We start from the raw sequence: 24,756 nt of genomic DNA, 5'->3' as shown, positions 1-24,756 counted from the left end.
GCCGTTCAGCGGCCGGAGCCGCCCTCGCCGGGCGGCCGGCGGAAGGAGAACCAGCGGTGCCCCACGTAGCTGATGACGGTGATCACGACCACGATGAGCCCCTGCGCGACCAGACGCGGGACGCCGAGCGCGACGAGCAGCGGCAGGGAGACGGCGTTGAGCGTGATGGACACGGCGTACACCGACACGAAGCGCGCGAGGTCGCGCAGCACGTGGCCGCGGACGCGGAACACGAGCCGCCGGTAGAGGAGGAACGCCACGAGGATCGCGACCGCGTAGCTGCCGGCGAGGGGCACGAGCGATCCGAGCACCGGGAGCCCCGCCGCATCGAGCGACCGGCCGGCGGTGGCGGCGAGCCCCGCGAAGAGGAGGAACGCGAAGACGGTGTTGAAGCCGCCGACGAGGAGGAACGCCACGCGCTCGTCGCGGAGGAGCGCGCGGATGCGGGAGGCGGCCATCCCCGCATACTGCCCGCTCGCCCCCGGGATCCGCCGTGCGGCCCGCGCCTCCCCCGCACGGGGACGTGGCCGCGGGGGCCGTCGCCGGTACACTCGCATGCGGTCCGCCCCCGAACAGCAGCGGACTCTCCCCCGACGTCGGCCCACCCGCCCGGCGTCTCGACGACAGGACACATCCCCATGAGGATCCTCGTGACCGGCGGCGCCGGCTTCATCGGCTCCAACTTCGTGCGCCACGCGCTCCAGGACCACTACGCCGGGCTCGAGGGCGCCGACGTCGTCGTGCTCGACGCGCTCACCTACTCGGGCAACCTCGAGAACCTCGCGCCGGTCAGCGACTCGCCCCGGTACACCTTCGTCCACGGCGACATCCGCGACGACGCCGTGCTCGACGAGTGGATCCCGCAGGTCGACGCGGTCGTGCACTTCGCCGCTGAGAGCCACGTCGACCGCTCCGTCCGCGACGCGAGCATCTTCGTGGAGACCAACGTGCTCGGCACGCAGAAGCTCCTCGACGCCGCCCTCCGCCACGACCTGAAGCGCTTCGTGCACGTCTCCACCGACGAGGTGTACGGATCCATCGCCGAGGGCTCGTGGGACGAGGAGCGGCCGCTCGAGCCCAACTCCCCCTACTCCGCGTCGAAGGCCGGCAGCGACCTGCTCGCCCGCTCGTACCACCGCACGCACGGGCTGAACGTGTCCATCACGCGCTGCTCGAACAACTACGGGCCGTACCACTTCCCGGAGAAGGTCATCCCGCTGTTCGTCACGAACCTCATCGACGACCGGCACGTGCCGCTCTACGGCGAGGGCCTCAACATCCGCGACTGGCTGCACGTCGACGACCACTGCCGCGGCATCGCGCTCGTGCTGGTGCAGGGCGCGCCCGGCGAGATCTACAACATCGGCGGCGGCACCGAGCTCACCAACCGCGAGCTCACGCAGCTGCTGCTCGACGCCACCGGACGCGACTGGTCGTACGTCGACCGCGTCGAGGACCGCAAGGGCCACGACCTCCGCTACTCCGTCGACATCTCCAAGATCCAGCGCGAGCTCGGCTACGCACCCCAGGTGCCGTTCGCCGAGGGCCTCGCCGACGTCGTGCAGTGGTACCGCGACAACCGCGCGTGGTGGGAGCCGCTGAAGGCGCGCGCCGAGCTGCCCGCGTGAGCCGGATCCTCGTCACCGGCGGCCGCGGCATGCTCGGGCAGGACCTCCTGCCGGCCCTCGCTGCCCACGACGTGACGGCGCCCGCGCGCGCCGAGCTGGACATCACCGACGAGGCCGCCGTCCGCGCGGCCGTCGCCGGGCACGACGTGGTGGTCAACCTCGCCGCGTACACCGCGGTCGACGCGGCCGAGGAGCACGAGGACGAGGCGCGCGCGATCAACGCGACGGGAGCCGGCGTGCTCGCGCGCGCGGCCGCCGACGCGGGCGCCCGCATCGTGCACGTCTCCACCGACTACGTCTTCGACGGATCCGCGACCTCGCCCTACCCGGAGGACGCGCCCCACGCGCCCGTCTCCGCATACGGCCGCACCAAGGCCGAGGGCGAGCGGCTCGTGCTCGACGGCCACCCGGACGGCGCGAGCGTCGTGCGCACCGCATGGCTGTACGGCGCGGGCGGACCGTCCTTCCCGTCGACCATGCTGCGGCTCGCCGCGTCGCACGACACCGTCTCCGTGGTCGACGACCAGCGCGGCCAGCCGACCTGGACGGTCGACCTCGCGGCCCGCATCGTCGAGCTCGTCGACGCCGGCGCGCCCACGGGCGTCTTCCACGGCACGGCCACCGGCGAGACGACCTGGTTCGGTCTCGCGCGGGCCGTCTTCGCGGCGGCGGGGCTGGATCCCGAGCGCGTGCGGCCCACCGACAGCGCCTCCTTCGTGCGGCCCGCGCCCCGACCCGCGTACTCCGTGCTCGGGCACGACGCCTGGTCCCGCGTCGACCTCGCGCCGCTCCGCGACTGGCGCGAGGCCCTGTCCGACGCCGCCGCCCACGGCGTCCTCCGGGCACGCTGACGGTTACACTCGTGTCCGGTCCGATCCCGGACGCCTGATCCCCTCCGCTCCGCGCCACGCGCGAGCCCCACGCAGTCCGAAGGGCACCACCGACGTGTCGAGCATGACGAGCACCCAGTCGCGGGAGTTCTCGAGGCCCGGCACGGGCGCGGGGCTCCTCGACGTGTACCGCCGCCGCTACCTCCTCTCCCTCCTCGTGAAGAAGGAGGTGCAGGTCAGGTACCGCGGGTCCGTGCTCGGCTGGCTCTGGTCGTACGTGAAGCCGGCCGCCCAGTTCGCGGTCTTCTTCGTGGCGATGGGCGTCTTCCTGCAGCTGAACCGCAACCAGGTGAACTACCCCGTCTACCTGTTCTCGGGCATCATCCTCATCAACTTCTACACGGAGGCGTTCTCCAACTCCACGAAGTCGCTCGTGGACAACGGGGCGCTGATCAAGAAGATCTACCTCCCGCGGGAGCTGTTCCCGGTGTCGAGCACGTTCGTGGCGCTGGTCAACTTCCTGCCGCAGCTCGTCATCCTGCTCATCGTCTGCCTCCTCGTCGGCTGGGCGCCCACGCCCGTGCAGGTGCTGGGGATCTTCCTGGCCGTCGCCATCATCGGCACGCTGGCCATCGGCCTCGGCATGCTGTTCGGCGCCGCCAACGTGTCCTTCCGCGACTCGCAGAACTTCGTCGAGCTCATCGTGATGGTCGTCGTGTGGGCCTCGCCCGTGCTCTACCCCTACGCGCAGGTCGCGAAGGTGCTGCCGGACTGGCTGCTCGTGATCTACCAGCTCAACCCCGTGACCGCGGCGGTCGAGCTCTTCCACGCCGCGTTCTGGTACCCCACCACGGGCGGCACCGGCGAGCTGCCGCCGAACCTCTGGATGTACGGGTTCATCGCCCTCGGCGTCTCGCTCCTGAGCCTCCTGCTCGGGCAGCTCGTCTTCAAGAAGCTGGAGGGGCGCTTTGCCCAGGACCTCTGAGTCGGACGCGCTCCCGCGCATCATCGTCGAGAACGTGAGGAAGTCCTTCCTCCTCCGCCACACGCACTCCATCAAGGAGACGGTCATCGCGGCCGTGCGCCGGAAGCCGCTCGCCTCGACCTTCGACGCGCTCGAGGACGTGAGCTTCGAGGTGCGCCCCGGCGAGTCGGTCGCGCTCATGGGGTTCAACGGATCCGGCAAGTCGACGCTCCTCAAGCTCATCTCCGGCGTGTACCAGCCCGACAGCGGCGAGGTCCTCGCGCGCGGGCGCATCGCCGGCCTCATCGAGGTGGGCGCCGGATTCCACCCCGACCTCTCCGGTCGCGAGAACATCTACCTCAACGCCGCGATCCTCGGCATGGAGCAGCACGAGATCGACGCGCGCTTCGACCAGATCGTCGAGTTCAGCGAGATCGAGAAGTTCATCGACACCGAGGTCAAGCACTACTCCTCGGGCATGTTCCTGCGCCTGGCGTTCTCGGTCGCGATCCACACCGAGGTCGACATCCTCCTGGTGGACGAGATCCTCTCGGTGGGCGACGAGCCGTTCCAGCGCAAGTGCCTCGCGAAGATCCGCGAGCTGCACGATCAGGGCAAGACGCTCGTGGTCGTGAGCCACGACCTCGACATGGTGTCGGACCTGTGCGAGCGCGGGATCCTCATCCAGTCGGGCAAGGTCGCCTTCGACGGCCCGTCCAAGGACGCCGTCGAGCGGATGCGCCGGAGCTGACCCCGCCGGGCGCTCCTCCCGGATCCCCGAGGCGCCCGCCGGTACGATGGTCCTCCCGCGGGCCGACCCGACACCCGCGCGATGGAGGACCGTGACCACCACGCTGCGCGTGATCATCGACCAGCTGACCGGCCCCACGCCCGGCGGCATCGGCCGCTACGCCGAGGACCTGACGAGGGCCATCGTCGCGTCGACGCCGAGCGGATGCGAGGTCGAGGGCGTCGTCTCCGCGGTCACGCCCGAGCAGACGGCCGACCTCGAGCGGCGCCTGCCCGGCCTCGCCCGCATCACGCGCGTCCCGCTCCCGCGCCGCGAGCTGTCCCGCGCCTGGCAGCTGGGCCTCCCGACGCCCGGCACGACCGGCATGGTCCACGCGCCCGGCCTCCTCGCGCCGCTGCGCCGCCACGACCGCGTCAACACGAACGACCAGATCGTCGCCACCATCCACGACGTCAACGCGTGGACGCACCCGGAGAGCATGACGAGCGCCTCCGTCGCCTGGACGAAGGCCATGGCCAAGCGCGCGCGGAAGCACGCCGACGCCGTCGTGGTCCCGTCGCACGCGCTGGCCGAGGAGCTCGCGCGCTACGTCGACCTGGGCGACCGGGTGCGGGTGATCGGCGGGGCCGTGAGCCCGCGCATCGCCCTGCCGGAGGATCCCGACGCCCGCGCCGCCGAGCTCGACCTGCCCGCCGAGTACCTGCTCACCGTCGGCAGCCTCGAGCCGCGCAAGGGCGTCCAGGCGCTCGTGCAGGCGCTCGTGCGCCCGGAGACCGGCGACCTGCCGCTCCTCATCGTCGGCCCCGCGACGTGGGGCGACGTCGAGCTCGCGCAGGTGGCGGACGAGGCGGGCGTCGACCCGTCGCGCGTGCGCAGCCTCGGATCCCTCACGGACGCCGACCTGGCCGTCGCGCTCGACCGCGCCACGGTCTTCGTGCACCCCAGCCTGTCGGAGGGCTTCGGCCTGCCGGTCGTGGAGGCGCTGTCCTTCGGCACGCCCGTCGTGCACTCGGACGCGCCCGCGCTCCTCGAGGTCGCGGCCGACGCGGGCGTCGTGGTGCCGCGAGAGGATCCCGACGGCTACCCCCTGCGCCTCGCCGAGGCCATCGGCGGCCTGCTGTCCGACACTGCGGCGCGCGAGCGCCTGGCCGTCGTCGGACAGGACCGCGCCCGCGCGTTCAGCTGGCGCGACTCCGCCGAGAAGGTCTGGCAGCTGCACGCCGACCTGTAGGCGCGCGTCCCGGGATCAGCCCGCGGAGCCGTTCGCGAACTGCTGCTGGATCGCCTGGCGGATGGCCGGGAAGTCGGGCTTCTGCGAGTCGAACCTCGGCGGCACGATCTCCAGGTCGTCGATGGGCTGGTCCTTCGTCTTCAGCGCGAGCTGCGTGAAGTAGCCGAGCATGCCGCGCGGGATGTCGGTCTTGACCACCTGCTGGCCGGCCTGGGCGATCGCGTCGAACTTGGTGAGCACGTTGGCCGGATCGAACTGCTTGAGCACCGCCTGCTGCACCTCGCGCTGGCGCGACATGCGGTCGTAGTCCGTCGTCTGGTAGCGGGATCGCGCGTACCAGAGCGCGTGGTAGCCGTCGAGCTTCTGCTCGCCGGGCTCGATCCACTCGGGGATGGGCACCGGCCGGAACTTGTCGTCGTGCCCTGAGCCCATGCCGATGCGGCGCTTCACGTCGATGTCGATGCCGCCGAGCGCGTCGACCATCTCGGAGAAGCCCTGCATGTCGATGAGCGCGTAGTACTGGATCGTGAGCCCCGTGACGCCCTGCACGGCCTCGCGCATCGCCTCGATGCCGGGGAGGCTGCCCTTCTCCTTCGCGTCGGGGTAGAGGTCCTGCTTGTAGACCTCGACCTCGGTGTAGATGGAGTTGAGCATGCATGCGTCCACGTCGCAGCGCTGGTAGCCGTTCGGGTAGCGCTTCTGGAGGGGCGAGCCGTCGGAGAAGGGCACCTTCTCCATGTCGCGCGGCAGGCCGACCATGGTGGCGCGCCCGGTGTCGGCGTCGATGCTGACCACGGTGATGCTGTCGGGGCGCAGGCCCGCGCGGTCGCTGCCCGCGTCGCCGCCGAGCAGCATGATGTTGTACCGGCCGTCGACGGGGGCCTCGGTGGCGTAGTCGCCGAAGATCCCGCCCAGGGCGCCGCGGCCGACGCCGACGATGTAGGCGGCGTAGCCCGCGGATCCGGCCGTGCCGACCAGGAGCAGCACCGACAGCGCCGCGATGACTGGGCGGGCCCGGGGCGCGACGCGGACGATGCGCGCGAGCCGCAGGGTGTCGAGCGAGAGCACGACCCACAGCACGGCGTACGCCGCCAGCAGCGCCTGCAGCACCACGAGCAGCCACTCCTGGGACACGACCTGGATGAGCGCACCGCGCGCGAACAGCGCGAGGCCGCCGACCACGACGGCGAGCGCCCACACGGCGAGCGAGGAGGCGAGGCCGACGCGGCCGAGGCGGCGGTTCCCCGCGAGGATCTGGGCGGATCCGGGGATGAGGACGTTCAGCACCACGAGCCACCAGGCCCGGGTGGTCATGATGCGCGGCGACCGGCTGTCCGGGTGCCGGATGGGCTGCGTCAGGCTCACGTGCGCGACGACACCTTCTGCTGCAGGGCGGCGTTCTTCCGCTCCACGAGCTCGGCGAGCTCGGCGCGGTGGCGCGCGAGGGCGTCCGCGATGCGGTCGTCGGAGGTGGAGAGGATGCGCGCGGCGAGGAGCCCCGCGTTCTCCGCTCCGCCGATGGACACGGTGGCCACGGGCACGCCCGCGGGCATCTGCACGATCGACAGCAGGGAGTCCATGCCGTCGAGGGTCGACAGGGGCACGGGCACGCCGATGACCGGCAGTGTGGTGACGGAGGCGATCATGCCGGGGAGGTGGGCGGCACCGCCCGCGCCGGCGACGATCACGCGGATCCCCCGCTCGCGCGCGGTCTGCCCGTACGCGATCATGCGCTCGGGCGTGCGATGCGCGGAGAGCACCTCGACCTCGTGGGCGATGCCCAGGGCGTCGAGCGCGAGGGACGCCTTCTCCATCACGTTCCAGTCGGAGTCGGAGCCCATGACGAGGCCGACGAGTGCAGGGGTGTCGGGATTCACGGGCTCCATGCTAGGTGCCCGGTCCTGCGCGCCCGCCGCGCCACGCAGCCCGCCCGCGCGCGGTCAGCCCCGGAAGAACGCCGCGGCCGCGCGCGCCCGGTACGCGGTCTCGTCGAGGTCGTCGCCGACCACCGTCACGTGCCCGACCTTGCGGCCGGGGCGCGGGTCCTTGCCGTAGAAGTGGAAGCGCGCCTCGGGCTGGTCGGCGAGCGCCCGCGGGTATCGGTCGGCGACGGTGCCGGTCTCCGGCCCGCCCAGCACGTTGATCATGACCGACCACGGCGCGAGCGGCCGGGTGGATCCGAGCGGGAGGTCGAGCACCGCCCGCAGGTGCTGCTCGAACTGGCCGGTGACCGCGCCGTCCATCGACCAGTGCCCGGTGTTGTGCGGGCGCATGGCCAGCTCGTTGACGAGCAGGCGCCCGTCGACGGTCTCGAACAGCTCGACCGCGAGGACCCCCGTGACGCCGAGCCCCTCCGCGATCCCGCGTGCCATCGCCTCCGCCGCCTCGCGGAGCCGGGGGCTCGCGCCGTGCGCGGGCGCGATGACCTCGGCGCACACGCCGTCGCGCTGGATCGACTCGACGACGGGCCACGCAGCGATGTCGCCCGACGGCCGGCGGGCGACGGACTGCGCGAGCTCGCGCGCGTAGTCGACGAGCTCCTCCGCGAGCAGCGCGTCGCCCGCGCCGAGCGCGTCGAACCAGTCGCCCGCCTCGTCGGCTGCGCGCACCACCCGCACGCCCTTGCCGTCGTATCCGCCGCGCGGCGTCTTCACGACCGCGACCCCGCCGTTGTCGGCGAGGAAGGCGGCGAGCGCCTCCCGGTCGGCGACGCGCGCCCAGATCGGCACCGGGACGCCCAGCTGCTCGAGCCGCTCGCGCATGAGCAGCTTGTCCTGCGCGACGAGCAGGGCGTCCGGCCCCGGGTGCACCGCGACGCCCTCGGCGACGAGCGCGCGGAGGACGTGCTGCGGCACGTGCTCGTGGTCGAACGTGATCACGTCGACGTCCCGGGCGAAGGCGCGGACGACGTCGAGATCGCGGTAGTCGCCGATCGCCGTGGCGGCGAGCCCGGCGGACATGCCGTCGGCCTCGGCGAGCACGCGGATCCCGATGCCGAGCTCGACGGCGGGGGCGATCATCATCCGGGCGAGCTGGCCGCCTCCGACGACTCCGACGGTGGGCGTCATGGTGTCCTCCTGGTGCAGGTGCGTGGGCCCGCGGGCGCCTGCGGGCGGCCTCGGGACGGTCGGTGGGCGGGACCAGCCGGTAACATCGTCCGTCACGCCACCCGACATCCTCCCCCATCCAGGACGGACCCCGCCCATGTCCCCCCGTCGCTCCCTCGCCTCGCTCGGCGTGCAGATCGCGCAGTTCGGGCTCGTCGGCGGCGCGGGCTTCCTCGTCGACCTCGCGGTCTTCAACCTGCTGCGCGCCACCGTCTTCCACCCCGACGCCGTCGAGGCCGGGCCGCTGCTCGCCAAGGTCGCCTCCACCGTCGTCGCCATCGGCGTCAACTGGGTGGGCAACCGCTACTGGACCTTCGGCAAGCAGCGCACCACGCGCCGCGGCCGGGAGGCGCTCGAGTTCCTGGCGGTGAGCCTGCTCGGCATGGTCATCGGGCTCGCGTGCCTGTACGTCTCGCACTACGTGCTGGGGCTCACGTCGCCGCTCGCGGACAACGTCTCCGCCAACGTCATCGGCCTGGGGCTCGGATCCGCGGTGCGCTTCGTGCTCTACCGCCAGTGGGTCTACTCCCCGGCCCGGCGCCATGCGGCACCGCAGGTCCCCGCCGCGTCCGGGGCCGCGCGCACGGACGACGCGGACCGGGTCGCGGTCTCCTAGGCGCCCGACCTGCGACCGGTCAGCCGCGCTGCCAGGGCTGCGTGTCGTCCGGCCACACCGAGCGGGGCTCGTCCTGCTGCCGCCAGGCCGGGTCGCCGGGCCGCCCGCGGCGCGACTCCTCCTGGCGGCGGCGCTCGGCCACCATGTTCGCGTTCTCCTCCATGAGGTCCTGCAGCGCCTGGACGACGAGCACCGCGGACGGGACGTCCCGGAGCACGACGGGCGACTCGAGGCCGGCGTTGATGGTGACGTGGCCGCTGCGGTGCAGGTGCTGCAGCGGGCCGCGCCTGAGGGTCACGTCGTAGCCGCGCGAGTGCAGCAGCTCCTGACGGGTGCGCACGAAGAACCCGTGCGACACGATGAGGCGCCTGGTCGTGACCGTGTACCGGCGGTTCAACCAGACCAGCACGGGCAGCAGCGTGACGAACACCGCGACGCCGGCGAGCGACACGAGCAGCAGCGCGTTCTCCCACGGCTCCGGGAACCAGCTGCCGAAGTACCCGCCCGTGAGGCAGATCGCGAGCAGCAGCACCACCGGCAGCGTGAGGGCGCGGCCGTGCGGTCGGAGGCGGACGAGCACGCGCTCGGGGTCGGCGGCGACCACCTGCTGCTGCGGCCTCGCGGGCGGGGCAGCGGGGCGGCCGAGGCGCGGATCCACGTCATGCGACGAGGTGAGGCGGCCCGCCTCGTCCTCGGCGAAGCGACGGCGCTCCTCCTTCTCGGCCTTGCGACGGGCCCTGCGGCCGCCGCGGACGGGGAGCGCCCGCCCGCCCTCTCCGGGTGCGTACCGCTGCGTGTCACCCGTGTGCGCCATGCCTCATTGATACCGCAGATGCGTCACGTCGCCCGCGGCGACAGACGTGACGGCCCGATCCGCGGCGGACTCGACGGTGAGCCGCCCGTCGTCGTCGACCCCGGTGGCGCGCCCGAGGAGCTCGCCGCCGCCCGGCAGCTCGACGCGGACGTCGCGGCCGATCGTGGCGCACGTGCAGGCCAGCTCGTCGACGAGCCCGGCCGCGCGCGCGTCGCCGTCGGCGTCCACCCAGGCCAGGTACCGGGTGCGGAACGCCCGGAGGTAGGCGGCCAGGATCGCGTCCACGTCCGGGTCCGGCACGCCCGCCAGCCGCAGGGACGTGGAGGTGGGCGTCGGCAGCTCGGCCTCCTCGAGCGTGAGGTTGAGGCCCGTGCCCACCAGCACGCGGCCGGGCGCGACCAGCTCGCCGAGGATCCCGGAGACCTTCCGGCCGTCCACGTGCACGTCGTTCGGCCACTTGAGCGTCACGTCGGCCGGTGCGGGCACGAGGTCGCGCAGGGTCGCGACGAGCGCGAGGCCCGCCACGAGCGGCAGCCAGCCGGGGTCGAGGTCCGCGCGCCCGGGGACGCAGAGCACGCTGACCGCGAGGGTCCGCCCGGGCGGCGCCACCCAGACGCGGCCACGGCGGCCGCGCCCCGCGGTCTGGTCGAGGGTGAGCACGACGGATCCGTCCGGCCACGCGGCCGGATCCGCGGTCGCCCGCCGGGAGAGCTCGTCGTTGGTCGAGCCGATCGAGTCCAGGGCGAGGAGGCGCGGGGCGGCGAGGCGGCTGAGGGGGAGGTCCATGTCGTCACCGTACCGAGCGGATCAGGAGGTGATCGCACCCCGGACCCGCCGTCTTCTGTGCGTGGTCCACAAGAGCGGGGCGCGCACCCGCCGGTACAGTGAGGCGGGTGACTGCACACGAGCCAGACGAGGACGCCGGCGCCCCGGACATGTACACGACCGCAGGCAAGCTCGCCGACCTGAAGAGGCGCTACCACGAGGCCGTCACCGCGAGCGGCGAGGCCGCCATCGAGAAGCAGCACGCGCGCGGCAAGATGACCGCCCGCGAGCGCATCGACCAGCTGCTCGACCACGGGTCGTTCGTCGAGCTCGACGAGTTCGTCCGCCACCGCACGCACGCGTTCGGCATGGACGCCAAGCGGCCGTACGGCGACTCCGTCGTCACCGGCACGGGCACCATCAACGGCCGCCAGGTCGCCGTCTACTCGCAGGACTTCACGATCTTCGGCGGATCCCTCGGCGAGGTCGCGGGCGAGAAGATCATCAAGGTCATGGAGCTCGCCATCAAGACGGGCGTCCCCATCATCGGCATCCTCGACTCGGGCGGCGCCCGCATCCAGGAGGGCGTGGTCGCGCTCGGAAAGTACGGCGAGATCTTCCGCCTCAACACGCGCGCGTCGGGCGTGATCCCGCAGATCTCGCTGATCATGGGCCCGGCCGCAGGCGGCGCCGTGTACTCCCCCGCGCTCACCGACTTCGTGATCATGGTCGACAAGACCAGCCACATGTTCGTCACCGGCCCCGACGTCATCAAGACCGTCACGGGCGAGGAGGTCGGCTTCGAGGAGCTCGGCGGGGCGCTGACCCACAACAAGGTCTCGGGCGTCGCGCACTACCTCGCGAGCGACGAGGACGACGCGCTCGACTACGCGCGAACGCTCCTCGGGTTCCTGCCGGACAACAACCTCGCCGAGCTGCCGGAGTTCCCGCGCACCGCCGACCTCGAGATCACGGCGCAGGACAGCAAGCTCGACACGATCATCCCGGACAGCCCGAACCAGCCGTACGACATGAAGACGATCATCGAGCTCGTCGTCGACGACGGCGAGTTCCTGGAGACGCAGCCGCTGTTCGCGCCCAACATCATCGTCGGGTTCGCGCGCGTCGAGGGCCGCTCCGTCGGCATCGTCGCCAACCAGCCGAACGCGATGGCGGGCACGCTCAACATCGAGGCGGGCGAGAAGGCCAGCCGCTTCGTGCGGTTCTGCGACGCGTTCTCCATCCCGATCCTCACGCTCGTCGACGTGCCCGGGTACCTGCCCGGCACCGAGCAGGAGTGGACGGGCGTCATCCGTCGCGGGGCGAAGCTGCTGTACGCCTACGCGGAGGCGACCGTGCCGCTCGTCACCGTCATCACGCGCAAGGCGTACGGCGGCGCGTACATCGTCATGGGATCCAAGCAGCTGGGCGCCGACATCAACCTCGCGTGGCCGACGGCCGAGATCGCGGTGATGGGCGGCCAGGGCGCCGTGAACATCCTCTACCGCGGCGAGATCAAGGGCGCCGAGCAGGCCGGCGAGGACGTCGCCGCCGTGCGCACCCGGCTCGCGAACGAGTACACGTACAACGTCGCGAGCCCGTTCCTCGCGGCGGAGCGCGGCGAGCTCGACAACGTCATCCAGCCGGCGGCAACGCGCGCGTCGGTCGTCAAGGCCCTGCGGGCGCTGCGCACCAAGCGCGCGAGCCTGCCGCCCAAGAAGCACGGGAACATCCCGCTGTGAGCGACGTGCACGCGTCGGCGGATGCCCCCCTCGGGGGCTTCCGCGTCCTCGGCGGATCCCCCACCGAGGAGGAGCTCGCCGCCGCCACGGCGGTCATCGCGGCGCTCGCGGCGCAGCCCGCCGCCGAGCAGCCCGCGCGCCGCGCTCCGGACGCGTGGCAGCGATCGCAGCGCAGCGTCCGCGGCACGCTGGTGCCGGGTCCCGGTCGCTGGCGCGGCTTCTCCGGCTGACCCGTCGCCCGGACCGCGGGGTGCGTGCGCCGCACGCCGTGTCCTCCCAAATGACGACTTGGCCGGTCCCTCCCGCTGCGTGAGACTCGTCGTGCTGGGGGGCCCGCATCGCGGGTCAGTCAACACGGCGTCGTCCATCTGTGGTGAGCAGACGACGCCGGGGGGCGGATCATCCCGATGCTCGGGTCATCGGGATGACCGGAGAGGCGCGGGGGCGGACGGTGCAGGCACCGGCCCCCGCGCCTCTCAGCATCACCGACCGGTCACGCGGGCGAGGTCGGCCCACTCAGGTGCGCGGGCGCGGGATCTCCAGCCACAGGTCGACCTCGTCGTCGAGGTCGTCGCTGCCCAGGAGGCTCGCGCTGCCGTCGCCCGCCACGCTCAGGCCGACGACGGTGATCGCGGTGTCGGATCCCTCGGGCACCGTCCGGGCGATGATCTTGTCCGCCCGCGTGTCCCGCACGGCCTCGGCGAGCCGGTCGAGCACCACGTCGCGCGTGGCGTCGTCGAGGTCGTCGATCCCGCCCTCGTCGAGGAGCGTGACGACCGTGCCGCGGCGCCGGGCCAGCATGACCTGCTCGCGGACGGCGTCGTTGAGGAGCGTGCGGCCGCGGATCTCGTCGCGGATCGCGCCCTCCAGGTAGAGGCACTCCTGCCGCTCCTCCGGGGACAGGTCGCCGCCCGTCTCCACGATGCGGCGGAGCATGGGGACGGCCATCCTGCTCGTCTGGCGGAGCCGGAACTGGCGCTCGTAGAGGTGCGCCTCCTGCGCCGCCTGCCAGTCGGCCGCCTCGCGCTCGGCGCGGTGGAACTGCCGGGCGTCGCGCGCGGCCTTGGCGAGGGCGTGCGCGAGGACGTGCGAGACGGCCACCCACAGCGCGCTGCCCGTGACGCCGTATGCGACGAGCCCGGCCGGCCCGCCCCAGAGCACGGTCTGCACCGCCAGGATGACGATGCCCGCCCAGGCGAAGCCCTGCCGACGGCGGGCGGACGTGATGGTCATCAGGGTGCCGACGGCGGCGACGTGCCAGGTCGTGAAGGGCGCGAGCGGTCCGGGCGAGAGCTGACTCGTCACCAGGACCGGCACGACCGTCGCGACGGCGAGGTTGAAGGACGCGAGCCAGACGGGCATGACCGTGGGGCTCGTGGGCCACAGGCTCATGAGCGTGGCGACGAGGTAGAGCGCCACGGCGACGAGCGTGACGGCCGGATCCGCGGGGGCGGTGATCGCGACGAGCGCGAGCACCACGTGGTACGCGGAGAAGAGGGCGGCGAGGCCCAGCACGATCGAGCGCGGGACGACGATCACCGGTCGCCCCTCTCGCGATCCGGGCGCTCGGTCGGAGACGCGTCGAGGTCCCCGGGGAGGAGGGGTGCCTCGGGCGCGGCGGCGTCGGCCGGGGCGGGCCAGCGGATCCGCACGGCCGTGCCCTCCCCCGGCGCCGAGTCGATGGTGACGAGCCCGCCGGCCTGCGCCACGCGCTCCTTGATGGACACGCGGAGCCCCAGGCGCTCCGTGGGGATGCGGCGCTGGTCGAAGCCGACGCCGTCGTCGACGACGTCGATCGCCACGCCCTCGTCGCCGTGGCCGGAGATGACGAGCATCCGGGTGATGGTCTCGGCCGAGGTGCCGGCGTGCTGGAGGCTGTTCATCATCGCCTGCACCGCCGCGGAGTAGATGGCCTCGGCCGTGGCCACCGGGACCGTGCGCGCGCCGAGGTCGCGCGTCTCGAGGACGAAGGGCGCGGAGAGCGCGGAGGCGGCGTCGACGATGCGCTTCGCGACGGCGCGCAGGGGCACCGAGGCGTCGTCGTCCGTGCCCTGCTCGGCCGCGGCCAGGTGACCCATCGCGTTCGCGGCCATCGTGGCGGCGAGCGTGCGGGCCGCCGGATCCGCGGTGCGCGCCGCCGAGAGCAGCGTGGTGAGCACGCTGTCGTGCACGATCGCGTCGACCTGCACGCGCTCCACCTCCGTGGCGTGCTGGCGCACCGCGTGCGAGTAGCGCGTCAGCGCGGTGCCCTGGGCCCAGTCGACCCCGAGGGCCGCCTGGCGGAGCACCGTGACGATCATCAGGACCGAGCCGCCGAGGATGATCGAGTAGAGGACCTGCAGGAACGAGTCGAGCGGCGTGATCACGCCGTGGCGCAGCGCCACCTCGAGGAAGCCGAGCCCGAGCGGCACGGCGACCGTGTAGATCACGGCGATCCAGAGGCGGAACGCCATCGCGGCGCACGTGGTCGCGACCGTGAGCTCCTGGTAGAGGAACGGCTGCGGGACGATCGAGAGGGTCTCGGGGACGATCGCGAACGGCCACGTGGCGAGCGCGAGGACGAAGACCAGGGCGACGGTCGCGTGCGCGGGCACGACCCCGCGACGGATCACGCCGGCGACGCAGGTCCAGACGAGGCTGCCGAAGAACACCACGAGGAAGGCGATGCTCCAGGCCGGGCGCATGGCGTCCAGCTGGCCGTTGATGACCTGCAGCGACTGCAGGGCGAAGAGGAGGCCGAACGCGCTGGCGCCGCGGCCGAGGATCGTCTCGATCCGGGCGAGGCTGATGGGGTTGTCGGGGGTCCGCGGCGGGGCGCCGGCGAGGGCGCGCGTCACGGGAGCCGCGGAGCGCGGCGCGCTGGCCGGAGGCCTAGCGGCCATCGCCGCCGTCCTGGTCCAGTCCCGGGAGGATGCCGTCCTCCACGGCGCGGCGGAGCAGGTCGACCTTGGTGGGGGCGGGGCGGCCGACCTCGACGTACTTCACGCGGATCCGGTCGAGGTACTCGCGAGCCGTGCTGTTCGCGATGCCGAGCTGCTGCGCGACGAGCTTCAGCGGCAGGCCGGAGGCGTACAGGTGGAGCACGTCGCGCTCGCGCCGGCCGAGCTGGGCCTTCGCGAAGTCGCGGTCCGCGTCGATGGCGGTCGCCCACTCCAGGTTGTTGAGCACGTCGCCGCGCGCGACGGTGGCGACGGCCGCCATGACGGTCTGCGTGGCCGACGACTTGGGGATCACCCCGGCGGCGCCGGCGGCGAGCGCCTCGCGGACGCTCGCGACGCGGTCGGCGATGCTGTGGACGAGGACCGCGGCACCCGTTCCCTGCGCGGCCTTGACGTTGTCGGTGACGGAGGAGCCGTCCCCCAGCGAGAGGTCGAGCACGACCACGTCGCACTCCCGGCCGACCAGGCCCTCGACGAGCTCGCGGGCGTTCGCGGCCGCGAGGATGAACTCGAACCCGGCGTCGAGGCACGCGGCCTTGAGGCCGAGCCGCACCGACTCGTGGTCGTCGACGACGGCGACGCGGACGGGCGGACGGGCTTCGGTCACCTGATCGGATCCCTGCGTGGTCTCGGTCATCCGGATCCCCCTCGTCGCGTGGTGCCGTCGAGCTCCGACGGTCGCCTCGCCCACTGTATCGCCCGCCCGCCGCGTCCTCTCGGCGACGGATGCCCCGGTCAGGAGGCCGCGGGCACCAGCACGGCCACGCTCTCGACGTGGTGGGTGTGCGGGAAGAGGTCGAACGAACGCACCGAGCGGAGCTCGTAGCCGCGCTCGGCGAACAGCGCCACGTCGCGGGCCAGCGCGACGGGATCGCACGCCACGTAGACGACCTGCGCCGGGCGCAGCTCGGCGAGCGCGTCGACGACGGGCTTCTTCGCGCCCGCGCGCGGCGGGTCGAGCACGACGGTCGCCGCCTGCAGGCGACGGCGCTCGGCGGGGCTCGCCTCGCGGACGAGGTTCTGCAGGTAGCGGTCGACGCGCGACGTGAGGGACGCGGCGCCCACCCACTGCGCCAGGTTGTCGCCGGCGAACTCGGTGGCGACCTCGTCGCTCTCCACGCTCGTGATCCGCACGGTGTCGCCGAAGCGGTCGCCCACGGCCGCGGCCAGCAGGCCGACCCCGCCGTAGAGGTCGAGGTTCGCGGCGCGCGGGTCGAAGAGGGCCTCGTCGATGGAGGACTGGACGGCGTCGTACAGCGTCTCGGCGGCCCGGCGGTGCACCTGCCAGAAGCCGCCGGCCTCCAGCTTGAACTCGCGGTCGTGGACGCGCTCGGTGATGGTGTCGCGGCGCTGCGGCTTGCCGTCGATGAGCAGCATGCGCACGTGGCCGTCGGAGGGGGCGACGAGGTCGATCCCCTCGACGCCGGGGAAGCGCTGCCCGAAGGGCGCGGCGCCGTTGACGCCGGCGGTGGCGAGCGGGAGCGTCTCGACGGGGATCACCCGGTGCGAGCGCGAGGCGTACGGGCCCACCAGGCCGTCGTCGGCCACGTGCAGGCTGACGCGCGTGCGCCAGCCGAGCCCGTCGGACTCGTCGTCGCCGGGGAGCGCCTGCACCTCGACGTCCATGTCGACGTGCGCCATGCGGGAGAGCGAGTCGACCACGACCTGCCGCTTGAGCTCGCGCTGGTGGGCGAGGCTGATGTGGCCGAGCTCGGCGCCGCCGACGCGGTCCTCGGGGGCGCGGTCGACGGAGGCCTCGGCCCAGACGTGCGGGCGGCGGTGCGGCGACGCGTCGAGCACCTCGACCGTGTCGGCGCGCCAGAACGACTTCTTCGAGTCCTCGGTGATGCGCGCCCGCACCCGCTCGCCGGGGATCGCGTCCGAGACGAAGATCACCCGGCCGTCGTGCCTGGCCACGGAGACCCCTCCGTGCGCCATGTTCGTCACGTCCACCTCGACCTCGCGGCCCACCTGCTCACCCATCCCGCAACCCTGACACACGCGGAGGCGGCACGAACACACAGGCGACAGCGGACCGCAACCCTGACACACGCGGGAGCATCGCCGGGACGCACGGACGCCCCGACGCGCGTGCCACCATGTCGGCGTGACCACGCGCCTCCACCTCGCCTCCACGTCCCCCGCCCGCCTGGCCCTCCTGCGCTCCGCCGGCATCGAGCCCGTCGTGATGCCGTCCGACGTCGACGAGCCCGCGGCCGTCGCGGCGGCCGAGGCGGGCCAGGGCCCGCTCGGCCCCGAGGACATGGTGCAGCTGCTCGCGCGCGCCAAGGCCGAGGCGGTCGTCGGCCAGCTCGTCGCGGGTGCGCCGATCACGGGCCTCGTGCTCGGCGGCGACTCGGCCTTCGAGATCGACGGCGTCGTGCACGGCAAGCCGCACACCGTGGAGCGCGCCACCGAGCGCTGGCGGGCGCAGCGCGGCCGGGAGGGGCGGCTGCACTCCGGGCACTGGCTGATCGAGGTGGCCGAAGGCCGCATCGTGCGCGGCATCGGGCGAGCGGCCGTCGCGGACGTGCGCTTCCGCGCCGACATCACCGACGCGGAGATCGACGCCTACGTCGCGACGGGCGAGCCGCTGCTCGTCGCCGGGTCGTTCACCATCGACAGCCTGGGCGCCGCCTTCATCGAGCGGATCCAGGGAGACCCGAGCACGGTCGTCGGCCTCTCGCTGCCCACCCTCCGCGGGCTCGTCCGGGAGCTCGGCGCGGAGTGGACGGACCTCTGGAACCGTCAGGGCGCCGTGGAGGCGCGGCTCGTCTGAGCGGCGAGCCGCCGGCGGGCGTCAGCCCATCCCGAGGACCTCGATGCGGTCGGCGAGGTACGCGTCGAGCGCCCGCGTCTCGTGCGCGGCCGGCCCCCACTGCACGCGGAGCTCGCGGCCGCGCAGGGACAGGGGCCCGGATCCGCGCGCGAGCGACGCCGCGTCGAGCGCGATCGGCTCCCAGTCGTAGTCGACCGCGTCGCCCTCCTCGAAGGCGCGGACGGCCTGGCGCCTCGCCTCCTTGCGCGCCTCGACCCCCGAGTCCAGGCCCTGGGAGCGCGTGGGCTCCACGGCGCGAGTGATGCTGCCGGTGCGACGCAGGGATCCGTCGGCCGAGAGCAGCAGGACGCCGAGCCGCCAGGCGCGACCCACCGGCACCATGGCCGGCTGCCGCTTGATCGGCCCGAACGAGCGCTTGGCGCGCACCTCGGCGAGCGCCTCGTCGGGCGCGCGGCGGGCCTGCAGCTCGCCGACCGTGGCCCTCAGCAGCTCCCGGAGGTCGGCCGCGGCCGCTCGCGCGTCGTCGTCGCCGGTGCCGGGTGCGGTCATGCGTCGATCATGCCAGGGGCGCGACGCGACCGGCCCGTTGTGGGCGCGCCTACCCGGCAGCCCCTCATGTTTGTGCGGACCCTCCGAAGCCGGGCGCAGCACGCACCCTAGGCTGGGGTCTCATGACGCGTGTGAACAAGGTCCTCATCGCCAACCGGGGCGAGATCGCCGTCCGCATCATCCGGGCGGCGAGGGATGCGGGGATCGGCTCGGTCGCCGTCTACGCCGACCAGGACCGCGACGCCCTGCACGTCACGCTCGCCGACGAGGCATACGCCCTCGACGGGCAGACGAGCGCCGACACCTACCTCGTCATCGCCAAGCTCCTCTCCATCGCCCGCCGCTCCGGCGCCGACGCCGTGCACCCGGGCTACGGGTTCCTCGCCGAGAACGCCGACTTCGCCCAGCAGGTCATCGACGCCGGGCTCACGTGGATCGGCCCCTCACCGAGCGCCATCCAGCAGCTCGGCGACAAGACCACTGCCCGCCACGTCGCCGAGCGAGTCGGCGCACCGCTCGCCCCCGGCACGCTCAACCCCGTGTCCGGGGCGGACGAGGTGCTCGACTTCGTCGACGTGCACGGGCTGCCCGTCGCCATCAAGGCGGCGTTCGGCGGCGGCGGCCGCGGCCTCAAGGTCGCCCGCACCCGCGAGGAGGTGCCGGAGCTGTTCGAGTCCGCCACCCGCGAGGCCGTCGCGGCGTTCGGCCGCGGCGAGTGCTTCGTCGAGAAGTACCTCGACCGCCCGCGGCACGTCGAGACCCAGTGCCTCGCCGACTCGGCCGGGAACGTCGTCGTGATCTCCACGCGCGACTGCTCGCTGCAGCGCCGCCACCAGAAGCTCGTGGAGGAGGCGCCCGCGCCGTTCCTCACCGACGAGCAGAACGCGCAGCTCTACGCCGCGTCCAAGGCGATCCTCCGCGAGGTCGGCTACGTCGGCGCCGGCACGTGCGAGTTCCTCGTCGCGCAGGACGGCACCATCTCCTTCCTCGAGGTCAACACCCGCCTCCAGGTCGAGCACCCGGTCTCCGAGGAGGTCACGGGCATCGACCTCGTGCGCGAGCAGTTCCGCATCGCCGCGGGCGGCCTCATCGACTACGACGACCCGGCGCCGCGCGGCCACTCGTTCGAGTTCCGGATCAACGGCGAGGACCCGGGCCGCGGCTTCTTCCCCGCGCCCGGCCCCGTGCACGTGTTCCAGGCGCCCGGCGGCCCCGGCGTCCGCGTCGACTCCGGCGTGCGCGCGGGCGACGTGATCTCGGGCGCGTTCGACTCGCTGCTCGCGAAGCTCATCGTCACGGGATCCAGCCGCGAGGACGCCCTCGAGCGCTCGCGCCGCGCCCTCGACGAGTTCGAGGTGCAGGGCCTGCCGACCGTGCTCCCCTTCCACCGCGCGATCGTGCGCGACGCGGCCTTCGCCCCGGCGGACGGCGCGCCCTTCTCCGTCTACACGCGCTGGATCGAGACGGACTTCGACAACACCATCGAGCCCTGGTCCGGCGCCCTCGAGGACGCCGCCGAGGCGCCCGCCCGGCACACGGTCGTGGTCGAGGTCGGCGGCAAGCGCATCGAGGTGAGCCTCCCCGAGGACCTCGCGCCCGCCGCGGGCGCGTCCTCGTCCCGACGCGCGGCGGCGGCCCCGGCCCGGCGCAAGCAGGCCGGCTCCGTCGACACCTCGGGCGGCGGATCCGTCACCTCGCCCATGCAGGCGACCGTCGTCAAGCTCGCGGTCGAGGAGGGCCAGCAGGTCGTCAAGGGCGACCTCCTCGTCGTCCTCGAGGCGATGAAGATGGAGCAGCCGCTCACGGCGCACACCGCGGGCACCGTCTCCGGGATCGCCGCCGAGGTCGGCCAGACCGTCCCGTCGGGGCACCGCCTGCTCGACATCGTCTGACCCGCGCACCACGCGACGACGGCCGGTCCCCTCGGGGGCCGGCCGTCGTCGCGTGCGGGCCGCGCGGTGCGGCCGACGCGTCAGAGGACGATGTGCATGGCGCGCGCCGCGTCGGAGATGCTGCCCGACAGCGACGGGTAGACCGTGAACGCGCGGGCGACGTCGTCCACCGTGAGCCGGTGCTCGACCGCGAGGGCGAGCGGGAAGATCAGCTCGCTCGCCTTGGGGGCGACGATGACGCCGCCGATGACCGTGCCCGAGCCGGTGCGCGCGAACAGCTTCACGAAGCCGTCCTTCACGTTCTGCATCTTCGCGCGGGGGTTGGACGCGAGCGGCAGCTTGTAGATGTCGCCCTGCGCGAGCCCCTCCTCGATCTGCTTCTGCGACCAGCCGACCGTCGCGATCTCCGGCTGCGTGAAGATGTTCGAGGTCACGTTGCGGAGCTCGGTGGGGCTGACCGCATCGCCCATCGCGTGGTAGACGGCCGTGCGGCCCTGCATCGACGCGACCGAGGCGAGCGGAAGGAACGTGGTGCAGTCCCCCGCCGCGTAGACGCTCGGCACCGAGGTGCGCGCGACGCGGTTGACGCGGATGTGGCCGGAGTCGCTCATCTGCACGCCCGCCTCCTCGAGGCCGATCCCCGCGGTGTTGGGCACGGATCCGACCGCCATGAGGCAGTGGCTGCCCTCGACGACGCGGCCGTCGCTGAGCGTCGCGACCACGCCGTCGCCCTGGCGCACGACCGACTCGGCGCGCGACTTCGAGAGCACGGTCATGCCGTTGCGCGTGAAGACGTCCTCGATCACGCGGGCCGCGTCGGCGTCCTCGCCCGGCAGCACCTGGTCACGGGAGGAGATGAGCGTGACCTTGGCGCCGAGCGCCGTGTAGGCCGAGGCGAACTCGGCGCCCGTGACGCCGGATCCCACGACGATGAGGTGCTCGGGCACGCAGTCCATCGTGTACAGCTGCGTCCAGGTGAGGATCCGCTCCCCGTCGGGCTTCGCGGTGTCGAGGATGCGCGGGCTCGCGCCCGTGGAGATGACCGTGGTGTCCGCGTCGATCTCGTCGAAGTCGGTGCCTCGGCCGCCCCCGCGCCCGGTGGAGACGATGATGCGGTTCGGCCCGTCGAGCCGGCCCTCGCCCTGCACGATGCGGACGCCGGCGCGGATGAGGCTCGACTTCATGTCCTCGGACTGCTGACGCGCGAGCCGGAGCAGGCGGTCGTTGACGGCCTGGAGGTTGACCGCGACCTCGGGGCGCACGGGCCGACGGGTCGCCTCGCCGCGGGAGAAGAACTGGACGCCGAGGTCGGCGGCCTCGCCGAGCGCGTTGGTGGCCTCCGCGGTGGCGATGAGGGTCTTCGAGGGGACGACGTCTGTCATCACGGCCGAGCCGCCGACGCCCACGCGCTCCACCAGCGTCACCTCCGCGCCGAGCTGCGCTCCGGCGATGGCGGCCTCGTAGCCGCCGGGACCCCCTCCGAGGACGGCGATCCGCTGGTTGGCCTCGAACTCGTATCCCATGCGCACATCATCCCGCAGGCCCGCGGCCCGCGCGAACCCGGCCGTCGTGGCGGCCGGGGCCGCCCGCGCCCGCGCATTTAGGATCGGGGGATGACGTACAGCAACCCCCTCGAGTCGCCCGACGCCGACCCCCAGGAGATCGCGCGGCAGGCGGCCGGGCAGATCGCCGAGCTCACGGGCGTCGAGCGCCACGACATCGCCCTCACGCTCGGCAGCGGATGGGGGAAGGCGGCGGACCTCATCGGCGAGACCACCGCGACGATCCCCGCGACGGAGGTCGTCGGCTTCTCGAAGCCCGCGCTCGAGGGCCACGTCGGCTCGCTCCGCAGCGTCCTGCTGCCGTCCGGCCGCCGCGCCCTCGTCATCGGCGCGCGGACCCACTACTACGAGGGCCACGGCGTCCGCCGGGTCGTGCACAGCGTGCGCACCGCCGCCGCGACCGGCGCCACCACCATGATCCTCACCAACGGCGCGGGCGGCATCAAGGAGCACTGGACCCCGGGCACGCCCGTCCTCATCAGCGACCACATCAACCTCACCGCCGACTCCCCGCTCGAGGGCGCGACCTTCATCGACCTCACCGACCTCTACTCGGCGAGGCTCCGGGCGATCGCCCACGAGGTCGAGCCCGACCTCGACGAGGGCGTCTACTGCCAGTTCCGCGGCCCGCACTACGAGACGCCGGCCGAGGTGCAGATGGCGAAGGCGATCGGCGGCCACATCGTCGGCATGTCCACCGCCCTCGAGGCCATCGCCGCGCGCGAGGCGGGCATGGAGGTGCTCGGCATGTCGCTCATCACGAACCTCGCGGCCGGGATCCAGAAGACCCCGCTCAGCCACGAGGAGGTCATCGAGGCCGGCCGCGCCGCCGAGGGCCGCATCGGCGGCATGCTCGCGCGCATCGTGGGCGCCCTGTGAGCCGGGAGGAGACCGCGGCGCTGGTCGCGGCCGCGCGCGCCTGGCAGGCGCAGGACCCGGATCCCGTCACCCGCGCCGAGGTCGACGAGCTGCTCGCCCTCGTCGACGGCACCGCCGCCGGGGCCTCCGCGGCCGACCGGGAGCAGGCGGCCGCCGGGATCCGCGACCGCTTCCAGACGCGCCTCCAGTTCGGCACCGCAGGGCTCCGCGGCGAGCTGGGCGCAGGCCCGAACCGGATGAACCGCGTGCTCGTCTCGCAGGCCGCCGCCGGCTTCGCCGACTACCTCCGCAGCCGCAGCCCTCGGCCCAGCATCGTCATCGGCTACGACGGGCGCCACAACTCGCGGGTCTTCGCCGAGGACACCGCGCGGATCATGGCCGGTGCAGGCGTCCGCACGGTGCTGCTCCCCCGGGCCCTGCCCACGCCCGTCCTCGCGTACGCGGTGAAGCACCTCGCCGTGAGCGCGGGCGTCATGGTCACGGCGTCGCACAACCCGGCGCGCGACAACGGCTACAAGGTCTACCTCGGCGACGAGGACCACGGCGCGCAGATCGTCAGCCCGGCCGACCGCGACATCGCGGCCTTCATCCACAAGGCCGCGGGCGAGCGCACCGTGCAGCAGCTGCCGGTGGCGGACGACTTCGAGATCGCGCCCGAGACGCTGATCGACTCCTACGTCGCGGAGACCGCCGACCTGTTCGCCGCGCCGCTCGCCCCCCTGAAGTGGGTCTACACGCCGCTGCACGGCGTCGGGTGGGAGACCGCGGCGCGCGTGTTCGACGCGGTCGGCGTCGACGCGCCCGTCGTCGTCGCCGCGCAGGCGGATCCCGACCCCGACTTCCCCACGGTCGACTTCCCGAACCCGGAGGAGCCGGGCGCGCTCGACCTCGCGTTCGAGGCGGCCGTGCGGTCCGACGCCGAGCTCATCATCGCCAACGACCCCGACGCCGACCGGCTCGCGGTCGCCATCGCGGACGAGCACGGCGCCTGGCGGCGTCTCTCGGGCAACGAGGTCGGCATGCTGCTCGGGCTGGGCATCGCCGAGCGCTACGCCGCCGACGGCAACACGGGCACGTTCGCCTCGTCCCTCGTCTCCTCCCCCGCGCTCGAGGTCGTCGCCCGGGAGCTGGGCTTCGGCTACCGCGAGACGCTCACGGGCTTCAAGTGGATCAGCCGCGTGCCGGATCTGATCTACGGCTACGAGGAGGCGCTCGGCTACCTGGTCGCCCCCTGGATCACGAGCGACAAGGACGGCATCTCCGCGGCCGTCGCCGTGCTCCACGGCGTGATGCTGCTCAAGTCGCGCGGGCAGACCATCGACGACTACGACCGCGAGTTCGCCGAGCGGTTCGGCTCCTTCGCGAGCGACCAGATCTCCGTGCGCGTCACCGACCTCGCCGTCATCCCGCGCATCATGGCGAAGCTCAGGCAGTCGCCGCCGACGTCGATCGGATCCCGTCGCGTCGAGCGCATGGACGACCTCGCCGAGGGGACGGCCGACCTGCCGCCGAGCGACGTGCTCCGCTTCCACCTCGGCGACGGCGCGCGGCTCATCGTGCGTCCGAGCGGCACGGAGCCGAAGATCAAGGTCTACCTCGACGCGCAGAGCACCGAGGGCACCGTGGCCGAGCGCCGTGACGCCGCGCGCGCCGTCGTGGCCGACCTCGCGCAGGCCGTCCCGCTCCTGCTCGAGGTCTGACGCGGGGG

24 protein-coding genes are annotated in these 24,756 nt (G+C 73.2%); 12 read left to right on the top strand and 12 right to left on the bottom strand.

Annotation, left to right across the window (positions count from 1 at the left end; all coding sequences use genetic code 11):
- Window positions 1-5: 5 nt before the first annotated feature.
- Window positions 6-458 (bottom strand): GtrA family protein, encoded by a 453-nt coding sequence (locus tag NL142_RS05245; RefSeq protein WP_194683047.1) that lies wholly within the window; start codon window positions 456-458, stop codon window positions 6-8.
- Window positions 459-638: 180 nt separating this feature from the next.
- On the opposite strand from NL142_RS05245, the gene rfbB reads away from it, so the two are divergent.
- The 5 genes from rfbB (at window position 639) to NL142_RS05220 (ending at window position 5,404) form a co-directional block, all read left to right on the top strand.
- On the top strand, window positions 639-1,628 hold the full coding sequence (gene rfbB, locus NL142_RS05240; RefSeq protein WP_194683048.1) for a dTDP-glucose 4,6-dehydratase: 990 nt from the start codon (window positions 639-641) through the stop codon (window positions 1,626-1,628).
- The gene (gene rfbD / locus NL142_RS05235; protein ID WP_435081238.1) at window positions 1,625-2,479 is read left to right on the top strand and encodes a dTDP-4-dehydrorhamnose reductase; all 855 of its coding nucleotides are present in this window, start codon (window positions 1,625-1,627) and stop codon (window positions 2,477-2,479) included. The genes rfbB and rfbD overlap by 4 nt, the downstream gene beginning before the upstream one ends.
- Before the next feature lie 94 nt (window positions 2,480-2,573).
- A complete protein-coding gene (locus NL142_RS05230) occupies window positions 2,574-3,443 on the top strand; it encodes an ABC transporter permease (RefSeq protein ID WP_119372236.1) in 870 nt (289 codons plus the stop codon).
- The gene (locus NL142_RS05225; RefSeq protein ID WP_012037693.1) at window positions 3,427-4,173 is read left to right on the top strand and encodes an ABC transporter ATP-binding protein; all 747 of its coding nucleotides are present in this window, start codon (window positions 3,427-3,429) and stop codon (window positions 4,171-4,173) included. The genes NL142_RS05230 and NL142_RS05225 overlap by 17 nt, the downstream gene beginning before the upstream one ends.
- A 91-nt stretch (window positions 4,174-4,264) precedes the next feature.
- Window positions 4,265-5,404, top strand: a complete 1,140-nt coding sequence (locus tag NL142_RS05220; RefSeq protein ID WP_194683050.1) for a glycosyltransferase family 4 protein — start codon at window positions 4,265-4,267, stop codon at window positions 5,402-5,404.
- 15 nt (window positions 5,405-5,419) lie between these two features.
- Here NL142_RS05220 and NL142_RS05215 read toward each other — a convergent pair whose 3' ends face one another.
- The 3 genes from NL142_RS05215 to NL142_RS05205 are packed head-to-tail and all read right to left on the bottom strand — an operon-like array spanning window position 5,420 to window position 8,568.
- Window positions 5,420-6,769 carry an LCP family protein gene (locus NL142_RS05215; RefSeq protein ID WP_435081237.1) on the bottom strand — a complete coding sequence of 450 codons (1,350 nt, stop codon included), beginning with the start codon at window positions 6,767-6,769 and terminating at the stop codon, window positions 5,420-5,422.
- Window positions 6,766-7,290, bottom strand: coding sequence for a 5-(carboxyamino)imidazole ribonucleotide mutase (purE, locus tag NL142_RS05210; RefSeq protein ID WP_435081236.1), 525 nt, complete (start codon window positions 7,288-7,290; stop codon window positions 6,766-6,768). Before purE ends, NL142_RS05215 begins: the two co-directional genes overlap by 4 nt.
- A gap of 54 nt (window positions 7,291-7,344) precedes the next feature.
- The gene (locus NL142_RS05205; protein WP_435081235.1) at window positions 7,345-8,568 is read right to left on the bottom strand and encodes a 5-(carboxyamino)imidazole ribonucleotide synthase; all 1,224 of its coding nucleotides are present in this window, start codon (window positions 8,566-8,568) and stop codon (window positions 7,345-7,347) included.
- A gap of 40 nt (window positions 8,569-8,608) precedes the next feature.
- On the opposite strand from NL142_RS05205, the gene NL142_RS05200 reads away from it, so the two are divergent.
- The gene (locus NL142_RS05200) at window positions 8,609-9,127 is read left to right on the top strand and encodes a GtrA family protein (RefSeq protein WP_435081234.1); all 519 of its coding nucleotides are present in this window, start codon (window positions 8,609-8,611) and stop codon (window positions 9,125-9,127) included.
- Window positions 9,128-9,146: 19 nt separating this feature from the next.
- Here the strand turns inward: NL142_RS05200 and NL142_RS05195 are convergent, their stop codons facing one another.
- Complete coding sequence (locus tag NL142_RS05195; protein WP_435081233.1) at window positions 9,147-9,941, bottom strand: PH domain-containing protein; 795 nt, start codon at window positions 9,939-9,941, stop codon at window positions 9,147-9,149.
- Between the two features lie 3 nt (window positions 9,942-9,944).
- Entirely contained in the window at window positions 9,945-10,727 is a 783-nt protein-coding gene (locus tag NL142_RS05190) for a biotin--[acetyl-CoA-carboxylase] ligase (RefSeq protein ID WP_435081232.1), read from the bottom strand.
- Window positions 10,728-10,876: 149 nt separating this feature from the next.
- Here NL142_RS05190 and NL142_RS05185 point away from each other — a divergent pair, with 149 nt between their 5' ends.
- Both NL142_RS05185 and NL142_RS05180 read left to right on the top strand, forming a co-directional pair.
- Window positions 10,877-12,448 carry an acyl-CoA carboxylase subunit beta gene (locus NL142_RS05185; protein WP_194683353.1) on the top strand — a complete coding sequence of 524 codons (1,572 nt, stop codon included), beginning with the start codon at window positions 10,877-10,879 and terminating at the stop codon, window positions 12,446-12,448.
- The gene (locus NL142_RS05180; protein WP_194683057.1) at window positions 12,445-12,678 is read left to right on the top strand and encodes an acyl-CoA carboxylase subunit epsilon; all 234 of its coding nucleotides are present in this window, start codon (window positions 12,445-12,447) and stop codon (window positions 12,676-12,678) included. Before NL142_RS05185 ends, NL142_RS05180 begins: the two co-directional genes overlap by 4 nt.
- A 286-nt stretch (window positions 12,679-12,964) precedes the next feature.
- On the opposite strand, the gene NL142_RS05175 is transcribed toward NL142_RS05180, so the two are convergent.
- From NL142_RS05175 to NL142_RS05160, 4 genes are all read right to left on the bottom strand, one after another.
- Window positions 12,965-13,987: a DUF8320 family protein gene (locus NL142_RS05175; RefSeq protein WP_435081231.1), complete on the bottom strand. Its 1,023-nt coding sequence runs from the start codon at window positions 13,985-13,987 to the stop codon at window positions 12,965-12,967.
- On the bottom strand, window positions 13,984-15,285 hold the full coding sequence (locus tag NL142_RS05170) for a sensor histidine kinase (RefSeq protein WP_308726676.1): 1,302 nt from the start codon (window positions 15,283-15,285) through the stop codon (window positions 13,984-13,986). The genes NL142_RS05175 and NL142_RS05170 overlap by 4 nt, the downstream gene beginning before the upstream one ends.
- A gap of 34 nt (window positions 15,286-15,319) precedes the next feature.
- The gene (locus NL142_RS05165; protein WP_194683060.1) at window positions 15,320-16,024 is read right to left on the bottom strand and encodes a response regulator transcription factor; all 705 of its coding nucleotides are present in this window, start codon (window positions 16,022-16,024) and stop codon (window positions 15,320-15,322) included.
- Window positions 16,025-16,122: 98 nt separating this feature from the next.
- Window positions 16,123-17,370, bottom strand: a complete 1,248-nt coding sequence (locus NL142_RS05160) for a class I SAM-dependent RNA methyltransferase (RefSeq protein WP_435081230.1) — start codon at window positions 17,368-17,370, stop codon at window positions 16,123-16,125.
- Between the two features lie 124 nt (window positions 17,371-17,494).
- On the opposite strand from NL142_RS05160, the gene NL142_RS05155 reads away from it, so the two are divergent.
- On the top strand, window positions 17,495-18,166 hold the full coding sequence (locus tag NL142_RS05155; RefSeq protein ID WP_435081229.1) for a Maf family protein: 672 nt from the start codon (window positions 17,495-17,497) through the stop codon (window positions 18,164-18,166).
- 21 nt (window positions 18,167-18,187) lie between these two features.
- Here NL142_RS05155 and NL142_RS05150 read toward each other — a convergent pair whose 3' ends face one another.
- Window positions 18,188-18,715: a hypothetical protein gene (locus NL142_RS05150; protein WP_194683062.1), complete on the bottom strand. Its 528-nt coding sequence runs from the start codon at window positions 18,713-18,715 to the stop codon at window positions 18,188-18,190.
- Between the two features lie 122 nt (window positions 18,716-18,837).
- Between NL142_RS05150 and NL142_RS05145 the strand changes: the two genes are divergently transcribed.
- Window positions 18,838-20,607: an acetyl/propionyl/methylcrotonyl-CoA carboxylase subunit alpha gene (locus tag NL142_RS05145; protein WP_435081228.1), complete on the top strand. Its 1,770-nt coding sequence runs from the start codon at window positions 18,838-18,840 to the stop codon at window positions 20,605-20,607.
- Window positions 20,608-20,687: 80 nt separating this feature from the next.
- On the opposite strand, the gene NL142_RS05140 is transcribed toward NL142_RS05145, so the two are convergent.
- Window positions 20,688-22,130 (bottom strand): NAD(P)H-quinone dehydrogenase, encoded by a 1,443-nt coding sequence (locus NL142_RS05140; RefSeq protein ID WP_435081227.1) that lies wholly within the window; start codon window positions 22,128-22,130, stop codon window positions 20,688-20,690.
- Between the two features lie 90 nt (window positions 22,131-22,220).
- Between NL142_RS05140 and NL142_RS05135 the strand changes: the two genes are divergently transcribed.
- Complete coding sequence (locus NL142_RS05135; protein ID WP_194683064.1) at window positions 22,221-23,048, top strand: purine-nucleoside phosphorylase; 828 nt, start codon at window positions 22,221-22,223, stop codon at window positions 23,046-23,048.
- Window positions 23,045-24,748, top strand: coding sequence for a phospho-sugar mutase (locus tag NL142_RS05130; protein WP_435081226.1), 1,704 nt, complete (start codon window positions 23,045-23,047; stop codon window positions 24,746-24,748). Before NL142_RS05135 ends, NL142_RS05130 begins: the two co-directional genes overlap by 4 nt.
- Window positions 24,749-24,756: the final 8 nt, after the last annotated feature.

It is taken from the genome of Clavibacter quasicaliforniensis (assembly GCF_051201715.1).
GTDB lineage: Bacteria > Actinomycetota > Actinomycetes > Actinomycetales > Microbacteriaceae > Clavibacter > Clavibacter seminis.
The sequence above is the reverse complement of the archived record's forward strand: the minus strand, read 5'-3'. Positions and strand labels throughout refer to the sequence as shown.

Coding starts and splice junctions, on each gene's coding strand:
- NL142_RS05160 (WP_435081230.1), bottom strand. CDS start 17,370: ATGGGTGAGCAGGTGGGCCGCGAGGTCGAGGTGGACGTGACGAACATG.
- NL142_RS05190 (WP_435081232.1), bottom strand. CDS start 10,727: ATGGACCTCCCCCTCAGCCGCCTCGCCGCCCCGCGCCTCCTCGCCCTG.
- NL142_RS05200 (WP_435081234.1), top strand. CDS start 8,609: ATGTCCCCCCGTCGCTCCCTCGCCTCGCTCGGCGTGCAGATCGCGCAG.
- purE (WP_435081236.1), bottom strand. CDS start 7,290: ATGGAGCCCGTGAATCCCGACACCCCTGCACTCGTCGGCCTCGTCATG.
- NL142_RS05135 (WP_194683064.1), top strand. CDS start 22,221: ATGACGTACAGCAACCCCCTCGAGTCGCCCGACGCCGACCCCCAGGAG.
- NL142_RS05145 (WP_435081228.1), top strand. CDS start 18,838: ATGACGCGTGTGAACAAGGTCCTCATCGCCAACCGGGGCGAGATCGCC.
- NL142_RS05140 (WP_435081227.1), bottom strand. CDS start 22,130: ATGGGATACGAGTTCGAGGCCAACCAGCGGATCGCCGTCCTCGGAGGG.
- rfbB (WP_194683048.1), top strand. CDS start 639: ATGAGGATCCTCGTGACCGGCGGCGCCGGCTTCATCGGCTCCAACTTC.
- NL142_RS05150 (WP_194683062.1), bottom strand. CDS start 18,715: ATGACCGCACCCGGCACCGGCGACGACGACGCGCGAGCGGCCGCGGCC.
- NL142_RS05165 (WP_194683060.1), bottom strand. CDS start 16,024: ATGACCGAGACCACGCAGGGATCCGATCAGGTGACCGAAGCCCGTCCG.
- NL142_RS05195 (WP_435081233.1), bottom strand. CDS start 9,941: ATGGCGCACACGGGTGACACGCAGCGGTACGCACCCGGAGAGGGCGGG.
- NL142_RS05185 (WP_194683353.1), top strand. CDS start 10,877: ATGTACACGACCGCAGGCAAGCTCGCCGACCTGAAGAGGCGCTACCAC.
- NL142_RS05245 (WP_194683047.1), bottom strand. CDS start 458: ATGGCCGCCTCCCGCATCCGCGCGCTCCTCCGCGACGAGCGCGTGGCG.